14 protein-coding genes, 2 rRNA genes and 1 riboswitch are annotated in these 17,121 nt (G+C 52.5%); all 16 genes read right to left on the minus strand.

Annotation, left to right across the window (positions count from 1 at the left end):
* Positions 1-77: 77 nt before the first annotated feature.
* Positions 78-1,337 (minus strand): phosphoribosylamine--glycine ligase, encoded by a 1,260-nt coding sequence (purD, locus tag KJS69_RS18490; RefSeq protein ID WP_213585262.1) that lies wholly within the window; start codon positions 1,335-1,337, stop codon positions 78-80.
* Positions 1,338-1,610: 273 nt separating this feature from the next.
* Positions 1,611-3,152: a bifunctional phosphoribosylaminoimidazolecarboxamide formyltransferase/IMP cyclohydrolase gene (gene purH / locus KJS69_RS18495; protein WP_213585263.1), complete on the minus strand. Its 1,542-nt coding sequence runs from the start codon at positions 3,150-3,152 to the stop codon at positions 1,611-1,613.
* An 82-nt stretch (positions 3,153-3,234) separates the two neighbouring features.
* A complete protein-coding gene (gene purN, locus KJS69_RS18500; RefSeq protein WP_213585264.1) occupies positions 3,235-3,846 on the minus strand; it encodes a phosphoribosylglycinamide formyltransferase in 612 nt (203 codons plus the stop codon).
* Complete coding sequence (gene purM, locus KJS69_RS18505) at positions 3,843-4,883, minus strand: phosphoribosylformylglycinamidine cyclo-ligase (protein ID WP_213585265.1); 1,041 nt, start codon at positions 4,881-4,883, stop codon at positions 3,843-3,845. Before purM ends, purN begins: the two co-directional genes overlap by 4 nt.
* A gap of 100 nt (positions 4,884-4,983) precedes the next feature.
* Positions 4,984-6,447 carry an amidophosphoribosyltransferase gene (gene purF, locus KJS69_RS18510; protein WP_213585266.1) on the minus strand — a complete coding sequence of 488 codons (1,464 nt, stop codon included), beginning with the start codon at positions 6,445-6,447 and terminating at the stop codon, positions 4,984-4,986.
* Positions 6,429-8,675 carry a phosphoribosylformylglycinamidine synthase subunit PurL gene (gene purL / locus KJS69_RS18515; RefSeq protein ID WP_213585267.1) on the minus strand — a complete coding sequence of 749 codons (2,247 nt, stop codon included), beginning with the start codon at positions 8,673-8,675 and terminating at the stop codon, positions 6,429-6,431. Before purL ends, purF begins: the two co-directional genes overlap by 19 nt.
* Positions 8,653-9,345, minus strand: coding sequence for a phosphoribosylformylglycinamidine synthase subunit PurQ (purQ, locus tag KJS69_RS18520; protein ID WP_213585268.1), 693 nt, complete (start codon positions 9,343-9,345; stop codon positions 8,653-8,655). Before purQ ends, purL begins: the two co-directional genes overlap by 23 nt.
* A 193-nt stretch (positions 9,346-9,538) precedes the next feature.
* Positions 9,539-9,781 (minus strand): phosphoribosylformylglycinamidine synthase subunit PurS, encoded by a 243-nt coding sequence (purS, locus tag KJS69_RS18525; RefSeq protein ID WP_213585269.1) that lies wholly within the window; start codon positions 9,779-9,781, stop codon positions 9,539-9,541.
* Positions 9,782-9,835: 54 nt separating this feature from the next.
* A complete protein-coding gene (locus KJS69_RS18530) occupies positions 9,836-10,714 on the minus strand; it encodes a phosphoribosylaminoimidazolesuccinocarboxamide synthase (protein ID WP_213585293.1) in 879 nt (292 codons plus the stop codon).
* A gap of 297 nt (positions 10,715-11,011) precedes the next feature.
* Positions 11,012-12,307 carry an adenylosuccinate lyase gene (gene purB / locus KJS69_RS18535; RefSeq protein ID WP_213585270.1) on the minus strand — a complete coding sequence of 432 codons (1,296 nt, stop codon included), beginning with the start codon at positions 12,305-12,307 and terminating at the stop codon, positions 11,012-11,014.
* Between the two features lie 48 nt (positions 12,308-12,355).
* Complete coding sequence (gene purK / locus KJS69_RS18540) at positions 12,356-13,501, minus strand: 5-(carboxyamino)imidazole ribonucleotide synthase (RefSeq protein ID WP_249730601.1); 1,146 nt, start codon at positions 13,499-13,501, stop codon at positions 12,356-12,358.
* Positions 13,502-13,545: 44 nt separating this feature from the next.
* Positions 13,546-14,031: a 5-(carboxyamino)imidazole ribonucleotide mutase gene (purE, locus tag KJS69_RS18545; protein WP_213585294.1), complete on the minus strand. Its 486-nt coding sequence runs from the start codon at positions 14,029-14,031 to the stop codon at positions 13,546-13,548.
* Positions 14,032-14,356: 325 nt separating this feature from the next.
* Positions 14,357-14,459: riboswitch (purine riboswitch) on the minus strand.
* Between the two features lie 145 nt (positions 14,460-14,604).
* Entirely contained in the window at positions 14,605-15,051 is a 447-nt protein-coding gene (locus tag KJS69_RS18550) for a hypothetical protein (RefSeq protein ID WP_213585272.1), read from the minus strand.
* Between the two features lie 217 nt (positions 15,052-15,268).
* A complete protein-coding gene (locus tag KJS69_RS18555; RefSeq protein WP_213585273.1) occupies positions 15,269-16,159 on the minus strand; it encodes a metallophosphoesterase in 891 nt (296 codons plus the stop codon).
* A 554-nt stretch (positions 16,160-16,713) separates the two neighbouring features.
* Positions 16,714-16,830, minus strand: a 5S ribosomal RNA gene (gene rrf, locus KJS69_RS18560).
* Positions 16,831-16,901: 71 nt separating this feature from the next.
* Positions 16,902-17,121, minus strand: a 16S ribosomal RNA gene (locus KJS69_RS18565); the annotation flags it as partial.

A 17,121-nucleotide genomic window follows, 5' to 3' on the forward strand; every position in this document is an offset into this window, starting at 1 on the left:
CCATTAGAAAGAGCAGCCCTTGGCAGGACTGCTCTAATGTGAGAAGGAGCACCCTAAATCGGCACCCGCCTTCTCGGCTATACCAACGCTTTCTTCGCAATATCGGTGCGATAATGCTTCCCTTGGAAACGAATTTTATCTGCATCTGCGTAGGCCTTGGCTCTCGCTTCCGCAATATCCCGGCCGAGGCCGACAACTCCGAGGACCCGTCCTCCATTCGTGACGGGCTGACCGTCCCGGATTGCCGTTCCGGCATGAAAAACGAGCGAATCCGTTACTTCTTCCAGCCCTTCGATCGGCAGCCCTTTCGGGTAGGAGCCTGGATAGCCCTCGGAAGCCAAGATGACGCATACCGCCGCTTCCTCGCTCCAGTGAATTTCGATTTCATCCAATCGTCCTTCGAGACTGGCCAGAATAATCTCCAGCAGATCCGTTTGCAGTCTCGGCAGGACGACCTGTGTTTCCGGATCTCCGAAACGGGCATTGAATTCAATCGTTTTAGGACCTTCCTCGGTCAGCATCAGGCCAGCAAAGAGAACGCCCCGGAAAGGCCGGCCTTCCTGGACCATCGCTTTAGCTGTCGGTTTGACAATCGTTTCCCAAGCCTCTTCAACGACTGAAGCAGGAATATGAGGAACCGGCGAATACGTCCCCATCCCCCCTGTGTTGGGACCTTGATCCCCATCAAATACCGGTTTGTGGTCTTGCGAAGGAACCATTGGACGCACGACATCTCCATCCACAAACGCGAGCAGCGACATCTCTTGCCCTTGAAGGAATTCTTCAATCACTACCTGGTTACCGGATTTACCAAAAACCTGGTCGATCATAATATCGTGAAGCGCCTTTTCCGCTTCCAATCTCGATTGAGCCACGATGACACCTTTGCCAGCGGCGAGGCCATCGGCTTTGATCACAATGGGAAGCTCTTGCGTGCGCAAATAAGCCAAAGCTTCGTCATAGTTATCGAATGACTCATAAGCAGCCGTCGGAATGTTGTATTTTTTGAGCAACCGTTTGGTGAATACTTTGCTGCCTTCAATCTCCGCAGCATTCTTGCGCGGACCGTAGGCCCGGATATTAGCCGCTTCCAAGTGGTCCACAAGGCCTGCGGACAAAGGATCATCCGGAGCGACAAACACCAGATCTATCTGCTCACGCAGGGCAAAGCCTGATATGCCTTCAAAATCATTCTCTTCTATCGGAACGCACTCCGCTATCCGGGAGATTCCCCCATTGCCGGGCGCACAATAGAGCTTGCTTATTTTAGGGCTTCGTTGTAAAGCCCATAGAATCGCATGTTCACGGCCACCGCGGCCAATTACCATTACCCGCACCAGGGCACACCTCCATCCATACTTCCACAAAAAGATTTCTCTGCGCGATATGTGCAGCATAGCATCAGGCTGCACGATAGTGGCCGATCATTCCAAGGATAAACGGCTATCGCCGTCCTTTGGACAGACGCTGCGTTTACCGACGAAATAGACAAGCCGGCCGACCCGGCAACAAGCCGACAGAAGCGCACTCCTTCAGGAAACACAAAGCTTCGCGACCTGCCAGATCGGCCAGAATTGTCAGAGTTGCATAATGGCTAACTTCTATGGTCACTAATGTTTAAAATGCCTGACTCCCGTCATGATCATCGCTATGCCGTTTTCATTGGCAACCCGAATCGATTCCTCGTCCCTAATCGAGCCGCCCGGCTGAATAACAGCCGTGATTCCTGCTTGAGCGGCCACTTCCAATGTATCCCCCATCGGGAAAAAAGCGTCCGATGCGAGAACCGCTCCTTTAGCCTTCTCTCCAGCCTGCTCAATCGCTATTTTGGCCGCGCCTACCCGGTTCATTTGCCCGGCTCCTACTCCGACGGTCATATTATCGGAAGCCAGTAAAATCGCATTGGATTTTACATGCTTGACCACCTTCCAGGCGAACAGCAGCTGCTTCAGCTCTTCTTCCGTCGGCTGCCGTTCCGTAACGACCTTGAGGTCATCCTCTCCGATCCGGTACCGATCCGCTTCCTGGATAAGCATGCCGCCTTCAATAGTCGTCACATTGAACGTTTCGCTCTGATCCGCCTTAATTTCGCCAAGCTTGAGCAGACGAATATTTTTCTTTTGCATTAAAATACTCTGAGCTTCCGGAGTAAAATCAGGTGCAATTATAATTTCGAGAAAAATTTCATGCATTCTCCGTGCCGTCGCTTCATCGATCGTCCGGTTCGCCGCAATGATTCCCCCGTAGATAGAAACCGGATCGGCTTCAAAAGCTTTACTATAAGCATCGAGAATAGTAGCTCCGATCCCTACGCCGCAAGGATTCATATGCTTAACGGCAACTACGGCCGGCTCATCGAATTCCTTGACAATTTGCAGAGCGGCATTGGCATCATTAATATTGTTGTACGACAGCTCTTTGCCGTGCAGCTTCTCGGCCGTAGTAATATTGCCGCCGCCAGCCAAAGGCTCCCGATAGAACGCCGCCTTTTGATGCGGGTTTTCTCCGTAGCGCAGCTCCTGGATTTTTTCATAGGTGACGGTATACTTCTCGGGCAGAGCTTCCCCGACCTGATGGGACAAATAATTCGATATAAGCGAATCGTACGCAGCGGTATGACGGAACACTTTGGCCGCCAGACGTTTGCGTGTTTCGAGCGTAGTATCCCCTGCAGAACGGACCTCTTCAAGCACCCGGGCATAATCAGCCGCATCAACGACGACGGTGACAAAGGCGTGATTTTTGGCTGCGGAGCGAAGCATCGTCGGTCCGCCAATATCGATATTCTCAATCGCATCCCCATACGTAACATCCGGCTTGGCAATCGTAGCCGCAAACGGATATAAATTGACGACGACCAGATCGATATAGTCCAGGCCCAGTTCCTTCATTTGCGCCTGATGCTCTTCGTTATCTCTTACGGCCAGCAGCCCGCTGTGTACATTCGGATGAAGGGTTTTGACCCGCCCGTCCATAATTTCCGGAAAACCGGTCACTTCAGAAATTCCGATAACAGGCACCCCTTCATCCTTCAACAGCTTCTGGGTCCCGCCGGTAGAAATGATTTGTACGCCTTGTTTGGCAAGCTCCGAAGCGAATTCGACAATTCCGGTTTTATCCGACACACTGATTAGAGCCCTTCGAATAGCCATCCGCTCATCTCCTTATCTATAAAATGTGCAATAAACTAAAGCTTCCGTCCTTCATTCTGAAAGAAAGGTTCCATGTACTCGGCTATGAGCGCTGAACCCTGCGTCCATCCAACCGGACCCGATCTTCGCGGATCCATTGGATGACTTCCGGATACAGCTCATGCTCCAGCCGGTGAATGCGCTCGGTCAACGTATCTAACGTCTCTCCTTCACGAATGTCCAGCGCCCGCTGAGCGATGATCGGCCCGGTATCCATTCCTCCATCCACATAATGGACGGTCACTCCAGTGACTTTGGCCCCGTGCTCATACGCCTGCTCTATCGCGTTTAACCCCGGGAAAGCAGGCAGCAGCGAAGGATGAATATTAATCATCCGGCCGTAATAAGGCCGAACCAGTGTATCCGTGATCAGTCTCATGTAACCGGCCAATACGAGAAGATCGATGTTGTGTTCCTTCAACCGATGGACAATCTCGCTCTCGTACTCTTCCCGGGAAGCGAACTGCTTCGGACGAAACACGAAGGAGGGGATCCCCTCCTTCTCGGCTCTCTCGACGACAGCGGCCTGCGGCTTGTCGCATACTAGAAGAGCGATCCGCACATCGAGCCGTCCGGCCTTCACCGCATCCGCTATCGCTTGAAAATTCGATCCGCTGCCCGAGGCAAATACGGCAATCGTTAAAGGCTTGCTCATACGTCCGCTCCTGCAAAAACTACCTGGCGATCACCAGGAACCACTTCTCCGATCCGATGCAGCGGCTCCCCGTTAAGCTCCGCAATACGCATGGCTTCCTCGACCTGATCGGGAGCAACAACCAGCATCATGCCGATCCCCATATTAAAGGTAGTGAACATATCGCGATGGCTGATCTCGCCTTCCCTCTGCATCATACCGAAGATGGGAGGAATGGGCCAGCTGCCGTAATCGATGCGGACATTCGTTCCTTCAGGCAGTACTCGAGGAATATTCTCGATAAATCCGCCGCCGGTAATGTGAACCATTCCTTTGACCCCGATTTGCTCAATCAGAGCCAGCACAGGTTTCACGTAAATCTTCGTCGGCTCCAGCAAAACGTCTCCCAAACGGCCGCCAAGCTCGTCGAAAGAATCCTCTAACCGGTAGCCCTTCGTCTCCAACAGCAGCTTCCGCACCAGGGAAAACCCGTTGCTGTGAACTCCGCTCGAAGCCATTCCGAGCACCACATCCCCGGGGCGAATCTGAGAGCCGTCAATCAGCTTGGCTTTATCCACGATGCCGACAACGAAACCGGCGATGTCATACTCCCCATCCGCATACATGCCCGGCATCTCTGCGGTCTCACCGCCGATGAGCGCACAGCCCGATTGGACACAGCCTTCGGAGATTCCTTGGACAACCGCTTCGATCTTTTCGGGGACGATGCGGCCGCTGGCCAAATAATCGAGGAAAAACAGCGGCTCAGCGCCCTGAACGACAATATCGTTAACGCACATAGCTACCGCATCTATTCCAATAGTATCATGCTTATCCATGGCAAAGGCGATTTTCAGCTTCGTCCCGACCCCGTCCGTTCCCGAAACGAGCACAGGCTCCTCATACTTATCCTTGTTTAGGCCAAACAGAGCCCCGAAGCCACCCAAATCGGTCAGCACCTCCGGCCGGAAGGTCCGCTTGACATGCTTCTTCATCCGCTCAACCGCTTCATTGCCTGCCGCTATGTCCACACCCGCTTGTTTATACGCCTCTGACATCGTCTCCACTCCTGTACAAGTGTATTCGTTACTCCACTGCCTTCTGGCAGTGAAACTGGTGCATGGTCACATCCCATGCTGCTTTACTTCTTAAAGCTCTTCAGCAGCTTCCGCCCTCATCATTCACTTTAGTCGGATAATCGGCGTCGAAGCAGCCGGTGCACATGCCGCGATTATATTCGCCCGCTGGTCTTCCAATGGCCTCCAACAGCCCCTCCTTGCTTAGAAAATGAAGCGAGTCCGCGTGAATTTTCTCCCGGATTTCCTCGACCGAATGGCTGGAGGCAATCAAATCCTTGCGGCTGGGGGTATCTATTCCATAGAAGCAAGGATTCATATAAGGCGGGGAGGTGATCCTCACATGCACCTCTTTCGCCCCCGCTTCGCGCAGCATATTGACGATCCGCAAACTGGTCGTTCCCCGAACAATGGAATCGTCAATCATAACGACCCTTTTGCCTTCGACCACTTTGCGAACCGCGCTCAGCTTCATTTTGACCCCACGCTCGCGAAGCTCCTGACTCGGCTGAATGAAGGTCCGGCCGGTGTAACGGTTTTTGATCAAGCCGAGCTCATAAGGTATTCCGGTCTGCTCCGCGTAGCCGATTGCCGCCGATATGCTCGAATCCGGAACGCCAGTGACGACATCCGCATCGACAAAAGCTTCCATGGCCAGTCTTTGACCCATCCGCTTGCGCGCTGAATGAAGATTGATGCTATCGAGATCGCTGTCTGGACGGGAAAAGTAGATGAACTCCATAGCACAAATGGCTCTTCGCTGCATCGGCGCGAACCGATCCTCCCGCATTCCTTCCTTGTCTACAATAAGCAGCTCCCCCGGTGCAATATCCCGAAGATAAGTCGCCCCTATCGTCTCAAAAGCGCAGGTCTCCGAAGCAAACACATAAGCGTCCCCGAGCTTGCCGATAACGAGCGGGCGCAAACCGCTTGGGTCCTGAGCGACAAACAACTGATCGTTAACGAGGATCAGAAAAGCAAAGCCTCCGACCAGACGGCCCAGTGCCTCCTTAACCGCTTCCACCACATTCTCTTGCTGAGAGCGGGCGATCAGGTGGATAACCACCTCGGTATCGCTCGTCGTCTGAAAGATCGATCCTTGCTCCTCCAGCTCGTTGCGGATGTCGGCGGCATTCACCAGATTGCCATTCGTCGCTATCGCCATATCTCCGCCGCGATATTTAAACACGAGCGGTTGAGCGTTCTGCAGCTTGCTGTCGCCGGAGGTGGAATAGCGAACGTGCCCGATAGCCGTCGATCCCTTCAGGGAATTCAGCCGGTCGTTATCGAACACTTCCTTGACCAGTCCCATATCCCGGTGATAGTAAAATTCGTCGCCATCGGTCGTGCAAATGCCGGCGCTCTCCTCTCCGCGGTGCTGCAGCGCATGCAGGCCAAAAAAGGAAAGCGCGGCAGCCTCGGGGTGACCGAACACCCCGAAAACTCCGCATTCTTCCTTTAACTTGTCAAAGGAGGCCGCATCCATTCCTTCGTTGTAGTAATCTCCGTCCCAATGCCGGGAACGATTCAGGCCTTCATGAGACATGGGATCGCATCCTTCCAAACCTTCGCCAGCTCTTCAACCGAAGAGCGGAGAGCCGACGCGCCATTGATGTCTACCGCAAGCTCCGTTCCCCCGACTGTGCCCAGAGTCTGACATGGCACACCGTGATCAGCAGCTATTTGCTTCAACGTTTCCGCTTTGTCGGGAGCGGCACTGAGCAAGATGCGGGACTGGCTTTCGCTAAAGAGAGCGATATCGCGGCGAAGCTCCGTTGCCCAGGAAACTTGCGCGCCTACTTTACCGCTGATGCAGGATTCGGCCATGGCAACGGCGAGTCCACCTTCCGACAAGTCATGTGCCGAAGCAACCAAGCCTTCGCGGATCGCTTGCAGCACCGCATCCTGCAATCTTTTCTCCACATCGAGGTCCAACTGCGGAGGACGGCCTTCGGTTTTGCCAAGAATGACATACTGAAACTCGCTGCCACCCAGCTCCGCCTTGGTCTCTCCCAGCAGCAATATAACGTCGCCTTCGTTCTTGAAGCTTTGGGTTGTAATGTGATCGACATCCTGGACCAGGCCAACCATACCAATGACAGGAGTCGGATAGATGGAGCCTTTGGTGTTTTCATTATACAGGCTGACATTTCCTCCAATTACCGGAGCGTTCAGCTTAAGACAAGCCTCGGACATGCCGTCCGCCGCTTTTTCCAACTGCCAGAAAATATCCGGCTTCTCCGGACTGCCGAAGTTGAGGTTATCCGTCACTGCCAGAGGCTCGGCCCCGGAGCAGACCACGTTGCGCGCAGCTTCACTGACCGCGATGCGGCCGCCCACTTCCGGATCCAAATAAACGTACCGTCCGTTGCAATCCGTTGACATGGCCAGAGCCTTGCGGGTTCCCGGTACAAGCACAACCGCCGCGTCCGATCCCGGCTGCACGGCCGTACTGGTCCGAACCATATAGTCGTACTGGCTGTAAACCCATTCCTTGCTCGCTACGGTCGGAGAAGCGAGAACCTGCTTGAGCGCGCCGTTGAGATCCGTAACCTCCGGATAAGAGGCGGTATCTACCTCAGCTTGCTTCACGTAATATTCCGGTTCCCGGGACGGCTTGTGATACACCGGGCATTCATCCACAAGAGCAGTCACCGGCATATCGCCTACAACTTCTCCGTGGTGAATCAGACGAAGGCGGCCATCGTCAGTCACTTTCCCCACCTTGGAGCAAATGAGCCCCCACCGTTCAAAAATTTCTCTGGCCTGCCCTTCATGCTCCGGCTTGACCACGAACAGCATCCGTTCCTGCGATTCGGACAGCATCATTTCGTAAGGCGTCATTCCTTCTTCACGCTGCGGCACCTCGTCCAGATACAGCTCCATGCCGTTGCCCGCCTTGCTCGCCATCTCGGCGCTGGAGCATGTCAAACCAGCGGCCCCCATATCCTGGATACCAACGACGATTCCCGAGTTGATTAACTCCAGGCATGCCTCCATGACCAGCTTCTCCATGAACGGGTCGCCTACCTGAACTGCGGTCCGTTTCGCTTCGGATTCCTCGGAAATTTCTTCAGAGGCGAAGGTTGCGCCGTGAATCCCGTCACGACCAGTCGCCGGCCCGACATAGAATACCGGGTTGCCCACTCCTTGAGCGACCCCTTTTTGAATTTTGTCATGCTCGATCAAGCCCACACACATGGCGTTAACCAAAGGATTTCCTTCGTAGCTTTCATCAAACATAATCTCGCCGCCAACGGTAGGCACTCCGATGCAGTTTCCATACCCGGCTATCCCCGACACGACATTCTCGAACAAATATTTGACCCGAGGATTATCGAGCTTGCCAAAACGAAGCGAGTTCAGCAGGGCGACAGGACGCGCTCCCATAGAGAAAATGTCTCGGAGAATCCCTCCAACGCCCGTAGCCGCTCCCTGGTAAGGCTCGACAGCGGATGGATGGTTATGGCTTTCGATTTTGAACACGACGGCTTGATTATCCCCGATATCGACAATCCCTGCGCCTTCCCCCGGTCCCATCAGGACACGAGGACCGGTTACCGGAAACTTGCGAAGGATCGGCCTGGAATTTTTATAGGAACAATGCTCCGACCACATGACGCTGAATACGCCAATTTCGACATAATTCGGTTTGCGTCCAAGAAATCCGCAAATGAGGCCATACTCTTCGTCCGTTACGCCCATTTGCTTGTAAATTTGCTGCTCTGCGATTTGTTCGGCGGTCGGTTCTTTAGCCGATAGCTGCTGCGCCATGTTTCTCCCTCCAGTTGTTCAGAATTGAAGTAAACATCCGTGTGCCATCCTCGGAGCCCAGCAGTGAATTAACCGCTCTCTCCGGATGCGGCATCATGCCGACAATGCGCCCGTCTTTGCTGCAAATTCCAGCAATATTATCTACCGAGCCGTTCGGGTTTTCCCCGCAATACCGGAACACGATCTGATTGTTTTCCTGCAGCTCCCGCAAAGTTTCCGCATCACAATAGTAGTTGCCTTCGCCATGAGCGATCGGAATGTTAATTTGCTCGCCTTCCGTATATTCGCTTGTAAAAGGTGTGTCCGCATTCACTACCTGCAAGGTAACGGACTGACAGTGGAATTTCAGCGTCCGGTTGCGAAGCAACGCACCCGGCAGAAGACCGGCTTCGGTTAAAATCTGAAATCCGTTGCAAATGCCGATAATATATTTCCCGTCCTTGGCCGCCTGTACGAGTGCGCTCATCACTGGAGCAAACCGGGCGATCGCTCCGCAGCGAAGATAATCCCCGTAGGAGAACCCTCCGGGAACAATAATACAATCATATTTGCTCAAATCCGTCTCCGTATGCCATACGTAGGTCACCGGTTGGCCGATCGTTTCTTCAACCGCTTTGTAACAATCGATGTCACAGTTCGATCCCGGGAATACGAGAACCCCAAAGTTCATGATTTACCCTCCTGACAGTTTTGCGTTTAACGAAGCTTTTTCGTATGCATTGTTCATTTCGCTCTAAAACGAAGTTAATTTTCCCCATGGTTAGGCATGGTTTATTGAAGCTGTTTTCGCATCATACTTTGCTTCGCGAGGTTTTTCCGCGTTAAGCTTTTATATATCATAAGTCCACTGCTCAATTATGGAATTAGGACAGCTCGAAACGATAGTCTTCTACCACTGTATTAGCCAACAGCTTCTCACACATCGCCTTCAGGCGTTCTTCCGCTTCTTCGCGGTTATCCGTGTCCAGCTCCAGCTCCAAATACTTTCCAATTCTTACCTGGCCCACTTCCTCGAATCCCATGGAATGCAGCGCTCCTTGAACGGCATTTCCTTGCGGATCCAGAACACTTTGCTTGATCGTTACATATACCGTAGCTTTGATCATCGTCACTTCATCCTCCCAAGCCATATTGATAATCGTTTAGTTTACTGCTAAATACTAGCTGCTAAGAACCAGCCGGCTGTAAATCTCCTTGTACCGCTCGGAAGTGGCCCGGACGACTTCTGCCGGGAGCTCTGGGGGCTCGCTGTTCCTGTCCCAGCCGGAGCTTGCCAAATACGTGCGCACCGGTTCTTTATCCATGCTGTCAATCTCAATGTCCAGCTCAACCTTTTCTTGCGCCCAGTAGCGCGAAGAATCAGGAGTGAACACTTCATCGATCAGAATGAGCTCGCCTTCGATCCGTCCGAACTCAAATTTGGTATCTGCCAGAATAATTCCCTTACTCTTGCAAAAGTCGTGGGCGTATTGATACAACCGGACGCTGGCGGCCATCAGTTCTTCTGTCAGCTTGCCTCCAATGAGTGCCTTCATCTGCTCCGTACTGATGTTTTCGTCGTGCCCGACATCGTTTTTGGCAGCCGGGGTAAAAAGCGGCTGAGGCAATTGTTCGTTCTTGCGCATTCCCGCCGGCAGCCTGTGCCCGTTGATTTCACCCGTCTGCACATAATCTCTCCAGCCGCCGCCCGTCACATAACCGCGGACCACGCATTCCATATCGATTCTTTCCGCTTTGCGCGTAACCATCACCCGGTTTCTCAGCTTATCGGGCTCGTTGATGAAATGGCTTAGTAGATCGACATCAGTATGGATCATATGGTTGGCGTGCAGAGACTGCGTCTTCCCGAACCAGAATTTGCTCAGTTGATTGAGCACATCCCCTTTGGACGGCACCGCCGGCTTAAGCACATAATCAAAAGCCGAGATGCGGTCGGTCACTACAATCAAGTAATGTTCCCCAAGGTCATATAGCTCACGGACTTTGCCCTTGTAAACCAATGGAGCTTCAATATAATCGACAGCAGTAGCCAAGGCAATCGGTCCATTCAAATTGCATCCCTCCTATCGGGAATCTTCACCTGCACAAGCGCAGGTAAATCGGCCAGGAATCGGCTATTGGTCAAGCATGCTGCACCTTACAGACTGTTGAAAAGGCATGATTACGCTCCGACAGTCCAATTACAGTGAAATAAAGGTAAATACGCCTCTTTTTTCCTAAAACCCCCGGGTTCGAAGGAACAAGTGTAATTACGTCTTATTTCAACGATCCGACTTTAGCAGGTAGGGGGTGGGTGACCGTTACTTTTGTCAGCTGGAGAGCTTATTCCCTTTCTGTCAAATTAACCCGAGACGTTCAAACACCGTATCGACATGCTTCAAATGCCAGCTCGGATCGAAGCAGTCGGCCAGTTCCTCCGGGGTTAAGTTAGCAGAGATCACAGCATCCTCCGCCAAAATATCGCGGAAGGAGCGCCGCTGCTCCCAAGCCTGCATCGCCTTAGGCTGCACGGTGTCATACGCTTGCTCACGGCTGAAGCCTTTGTCGATCAGCTTCGTCATCACTCTGCCGGAGAACGGAACGCCGTAAGTAGACTGCATGTTACGCTTCATATTTTCCGGGAAAACTGTCAAATGCTGAACGATATTAGCGAATCGATTCAGCATATAGTTCAGCAGAAGGGTCGCATCCGGCAAAATAATCCGTTCCACGGAGGAATGCGAAATGTCCCGTTCATGCCAGAGCGTCACATTCTCGTAGGCGGAAACCATATGCCCGCGAATGACTCTCGCCAGGCCGGACATATTCTCGCAGCCGATCGGATTGCGTTTGTGCGGCATAGCGGAGGAGCCTTTTTGCCCTTTAGCGAAGGCTTCCTCGACCTCGCGGAACTCACTCTTCTGCAGCGCCCGGATTTCTGTCGCAAACTTGTCGATCGACGTCGCGATGAGAGCCAGAGTGGCCATATATTCGGCATGACGGTCCCTCTGCAGCGTCTGTGTCGAAATCGGGGCCGCTTTAGTGCCCAGCTTGGAGCAAACATATTGCTCGATGAACGGATCGATATTGGCATACGTTCCAACTGCGCCGGATATTTTGCCGTATTGTACACCTTCGGCGGCGAAGCGGAATCTCTCCAGATTTCGCTTCATTTCTTCATGCCAGAGCGCCATTTTCAAGCCAAATGTGGTCGGCTCCGCATGAACCCCGTGGGTTCGGCCCATCATGGGCGTATCTTTATAAGCGATTGCTTTTTCACGTAAAATTTCAATAAAACGAAGGATATCCTTCTCTATGATTTGGTTAGCCTGAAGCAATAAATAACCTAATGCCGTATCGACCACATCCGTCGAAGTCAGCCCGTAATGGACCCACTTCCGCTCGGGACCCAACGTTTCGGAAACCGCGCGGGTAAAGGCGATGACATCGTGCCGAGTCTCCTGTTCGATTTCAAATATACGCTCGGGGGAAAATCCGGCCTTTTCCCTTAGCCGCTTAACATCCTCCTGCGGTATGATTCCCAGCTCAGCCCAAGCTTCACACGATAATAATTCCACCTCGAGCCATGCTTTGAATTTGTTTTCCTCTGTCCAAATAGCGGCCATCTCCGGCCTCGAATATCTTTCGATCATAGGAAACCCCCATTGCATATTAGAATGGTCATTCGGCTTACAAGACGTCTACCGGCTCCATACTCCGGTTCCTTCTATCCATTTCAACGCATCCTTGACATCGTTAACGAGCAGGTTAACATGCCCCATCTTGCGTTTCGTCTTGGCTTCTTTTTTGCCGTACAGGTGAAGTTTAGGAGTAACCTGCAGATCTTCCTGGACCTGCTCTGCCAGCCAGCGAAGCAGCGGTTCAACATGCTCCCCGAGAAGATTGACCATAACGACCGGGGTCAACAGCTCCGTAGAGCCGAGAGGCAGGTTGCAGACCGCCCGGATATGCTGCTCGAACTGGGAAGTGGCGCATGCTTCCATCGTGTAGTGGCCCGAATTGTGCGGACGCGGGGCAAGCTCGTTAACGAACAAATCGCCCTCCGGTGTCTGGAACATCTCCACCGCTATGAGGCCTACTACATCCAGCGACTCGGCGATTTGCACCGCCATTCTCTCGGCCCGCTTCAACACCTCTTCCGGCGCACGGGCCGGTACGATGGACAGGTGGAGAATATTGTCCTCATGAATATTCTCCGCTGCCGGGAATGCGCGCACCTCTCCACGCGGACTTCTCGCCGCAACGACGGACAGCTCCCGCTCGAAGCGGATGAACTTCTCGAGCACGAGCTCCGTCTGCGCCTGACTCAAAGCGGCATAGGCCTCATCCGCTTCCTCTGCCGAGCGGATGACCCACTGCCCTTTGCCGTCGTAGCCGCCCGTGGCGGTCTTCAGTACGCACGGTGCCCCCAGGCGCCCGATAGCCTCGCGAAGATTGGCGGCACTGGTTATTTCCTCATACGGCGCCACCCGCACTCCCGCAGCTTCGATCGCCCTCTTCTCCCGCAGCCGATGCTGGGTCGTATATAAGAGCGAGCTGCCTTGCGGGACCCTGGAGGCGGATTCCAGCATCGCCGCCACGCCGGCGTCCACATTCTCGAATTCGTATGTGATGACATCGGATAATTGGGCCAGCTCCCGGGCCGCTTCGGCATCATTGTAAGGTGCGGTAATTTGCCGATCGGCTACCTGGCCGCATGGGCTGTCCTCCGTCGGGTCCAACGTCACAAACCGGTAACCCATATGGCGACCGGCTAATGCCAGCATCCGGCCAAGCTGCCCTCCTCCAAGCACACCAATGGTGCTTCCCGGAAGAACAGGCCGCATGCTGCTTCTTGTATTTGGTTTAACGGGATCTGTCTGCTGTCGATTCATAGCAAGTCACTGCTTTCCATCACCGTTTGGCGGACGCTTTCCCGGCGATTCATAATCTTCTGGCGAATGGACGGATCATGTGCCCCTAGCATTTGAGCGGCCAACAAGCCGGCATTCGTCGCTCCGGCTTTACCGATCGCCACCGTGGCAACGGGAATTCCCCCCGGCATCTGAACGATGGACAAGAGCGAATCCAGGCCGTTCAATGCAGCGGATTGCACGGGTACCCCGATAACCGGAAGCACCGTCTTGGCCGCCACCATTCCGGGCAAATGCGCCGCTCCCCCCGCTCCGGCAATAATCACCTTAAGCCCGCGATCGACGGCCTTGTCGGCGTATTCGAACATCAGATCCGGCGTGCGATGTGCGGAGACAACCTTTTTCTCATAAGGAATCTCCAATTCCTCGAGGATTTCACAGGCAAACTTCATCGTTTGCCAATCCGACTGACTTCCCATAATGACTCCGACCAGAGCGGACACAGGCATTCATTCCCTTCTTCCTATCTATTATCATTCCCAAATTCAATATTTTAAAAAAATAGGCTACAAATAGAAAACGTCCGTTGAGGATAGTTGGTCTATTCCGACGGACAACAAGTTTGGGCCTTCCATTAATGGCGGAGCTTCTCAGAAATGTCTTATTAACGACATGCTCTCACCGCTTGAATTTGTCTCAACCCTGAACCCACAGATTGAACGACAATCTTCTCAACCGCCCGAATAGCCGGTACCCGGGAAAAGATGGCGTCCGCAAATCGGCAGTACAAGAAGATGGCGTGACAAAGTCCGGGCACTAGGGCGCTCCCAGAACGAAAGCCAAACTCGTAGTCCAAAAAATTTACGGCTTTTGGGTAGAGACTTACGGGCCATATCCCCGTGATTATACGAGTCTAGTTCTATTAAATTAGTAAAGGTGAATCTTATCCTTCCCTCCTTTATTCTAACAGCCCCGCTTGAACCATGTCAATCAAAAAGACGAACATTTTCATGTTCGTCGATAATAAAGTTCGTTTTTTTGTTCCGCAACCTGATCATATCTGGTTCCCTGCTTATTTACGAATTCTTTACCCCATTCAGCTCGTCCAGCAAACGAAACAAGGACCAGCCTGCCAGCATCAGCAGAAATAGATGCGGGATTAGAATACTCCACTCTGCTTGTTGAGCATCACTCAAAGCAAAAAGCACCCAAAATAGCAGCGGAGGCAATTGGGCAGCCATGCAAAAGGCAATCAACGCCAGTTGGATAACGATCGCCCATTTGTGAAAACTCTCGTTAGCCATCCGATAGATGATCAACATTAACAGCAGAGCGGTTCCTATCCCTACAGCCCATTGTCCCCACATTTGAACTAATTGGCCTTCAGAGCCTTGCTCGGGTCCGAGAATCCCTAACGATACCGTCATCGCTTCGGGAATCCAGGGCATGTACATTAATCCGGCAAAAATATATAAAATAGCGGTTGCGCTGACAAGAACGACCGGGTTATTCAGAACCTTCATTGAATCCCCCTCCTGTCTTCATCCTGTTTCCAACTTCGGTCTTACCATCCCAGTTCTGCCGTCCTGCCGAAATCAAAATTTTAGCTGAAATCCAACGGAGTCCCGACTTCCGATCCGCCGGATCACTAGGGTGACAGCCATTAATCTTCTTAGCTGTTTTTCAACCATTATGTCCGATTCTAATCATTTTCATTCGACAACAGCTACACGCTTTGCATTAATTCAATGTAAACAATGTCAATTCCGGCCTGCAGCAAAACCGGATCGGGTGCATACTCATCCCTATTCCACGATTCGTATACACGAACAATTTTCCGTTCTCTAGCTTATATAGTCCATCCACGTATTTTTTGGCTCCCAGCGGGGTGACAAGAGGGCCAATCATCGGGACTCGCACTTGTCCCCCGTGGCTATGACCGGACAATTGCAAATCAACCGGGTAGAGAACGGCTTCATCTGCCAAATCGGGACAGTGAGATAATAACAAGGTAAATTCAGATGGATCCGCAGAACGGAGGGCTTGCGTAAGATTAGGCTTCCCCTTTACTAAATCATCTACTCCCGCGATCCACAGCCTTGCTCCATTACGCTCGACCGATACAGCTTCATTATGAAGACAAAGGAAACCTGCTTCATTCCATAATTGCGAGGTTCGTTTAGCGCTGTCTATATAATCGTGATTGCCAAGTACGGCGTATTTTCCATCGGGGGCCTTCAGTCTGGACACCACCTCTACGAACGCTTTCTCTGCAAAGATGTCCCTGTCATACAGATCCCCTGTAAAGCAGACGAGATCAGGCTGCATCCGATTCATACGCTCCACCAGTCCCGTCAGATGGTCGATAGAATAGTAGGGCCCCAGATGAACATCACTGAACTGCAAAATCCGCAATCCGGACATTGCTTTCGGAAGCCGTTGCAAAGTTAAGGCTATATGGTTCGTTTGCAGCCATCGCGGCTCCGCATACTTCGCATATCCATAAGCAGGGAAGGGAAAAAGCAGCAGTCCTGCGACGAGCCACCGGCTATTTTTCAAAAAGGTTCTTCTGGACATCCGACCTTTCACTCTGACTTCCAGCTCGGTATGTTCTTTATTTAGATCCGGCATAATTTCCCTCCTTATTTTAATTATGGACAAAAAATGCGCAAAATAGGTTGCTGTAAGGTTACAGAATGGAAAAATTCCCGACGCCGGGGATGGACGCGGCGGATGCGACACGGGAGCTGCGACGCCGGGGTTACGACGCGGCGGATGCGACACGGGAGCTGCGACGCCGGGGTTACGATGCGGCGGATGCGACGCCGGGGATGCGACGCGGGGGGCGCGACGCGGGGATGCGACGCGGGAGCAAACGACTGCAAAAGTGCAGTCGTTTGCTCCCGAAGCCGCTCTTTTCCATCCCTCGAATGCATATGTGCAGTCAAATCGATTATTTCCCCTTTTTCGTGCCTAAAAGGGATGAATCTACTGCACATTTGCAGTAGATTCATCAAAATAAGTGAAAAAGTCGCCCATCGACTGCATATTTGCAGTCGAACTATCGAAAGGGGAGCAAAAAAACACCCCGAGACTGCAGATTGCATTCCTTCATAAAATTTCGGGAAGAAAAATAAAAAAGAGTACCCACCGGATCATCTTATCCAGTGAGTACTCCTTGGTCCGCTTGGCAACGTCCTACTCTCCCAGGACCCTGCGGTCCAAGTACCATCGGCGCTGGAGGGCTTAACGGTCGTGTTCGGGATGGGTACGCGTGGTGCCCCTCCGCCATCGCCACCAAACGGATGACTTTCGAAAGGAACATTTCCCTCTCAAAACTGAAAACGAGTGAATATGAAGCTGATTTCCTTAGAAAGGAGGTGATCCAGCCGCACCTTCCGATACGGCTACCTTGTTACGACTTCACCCCAATTATCTACCCCACCTTCGGCGGCTGGCCCCTTACGGTTACCTCACCGACTTCAGGTGTTGTAAACTTTCGTGGTGTGACGGGCGGTGTGTACAAGACCCGGGAACGTATTCACCGCGGCATGCTGATCCGCGATTACTAGCAATTCCGACTTCATGCAGGC

The organism is Paenibacillus sp. J2TS4 (assembly GCF_018403245.1).
Classification (GTDB): Bacteria; Bacillota; Bacilli; order Paenibacillales; family NBRC-103111; genus Paenibacillus_L.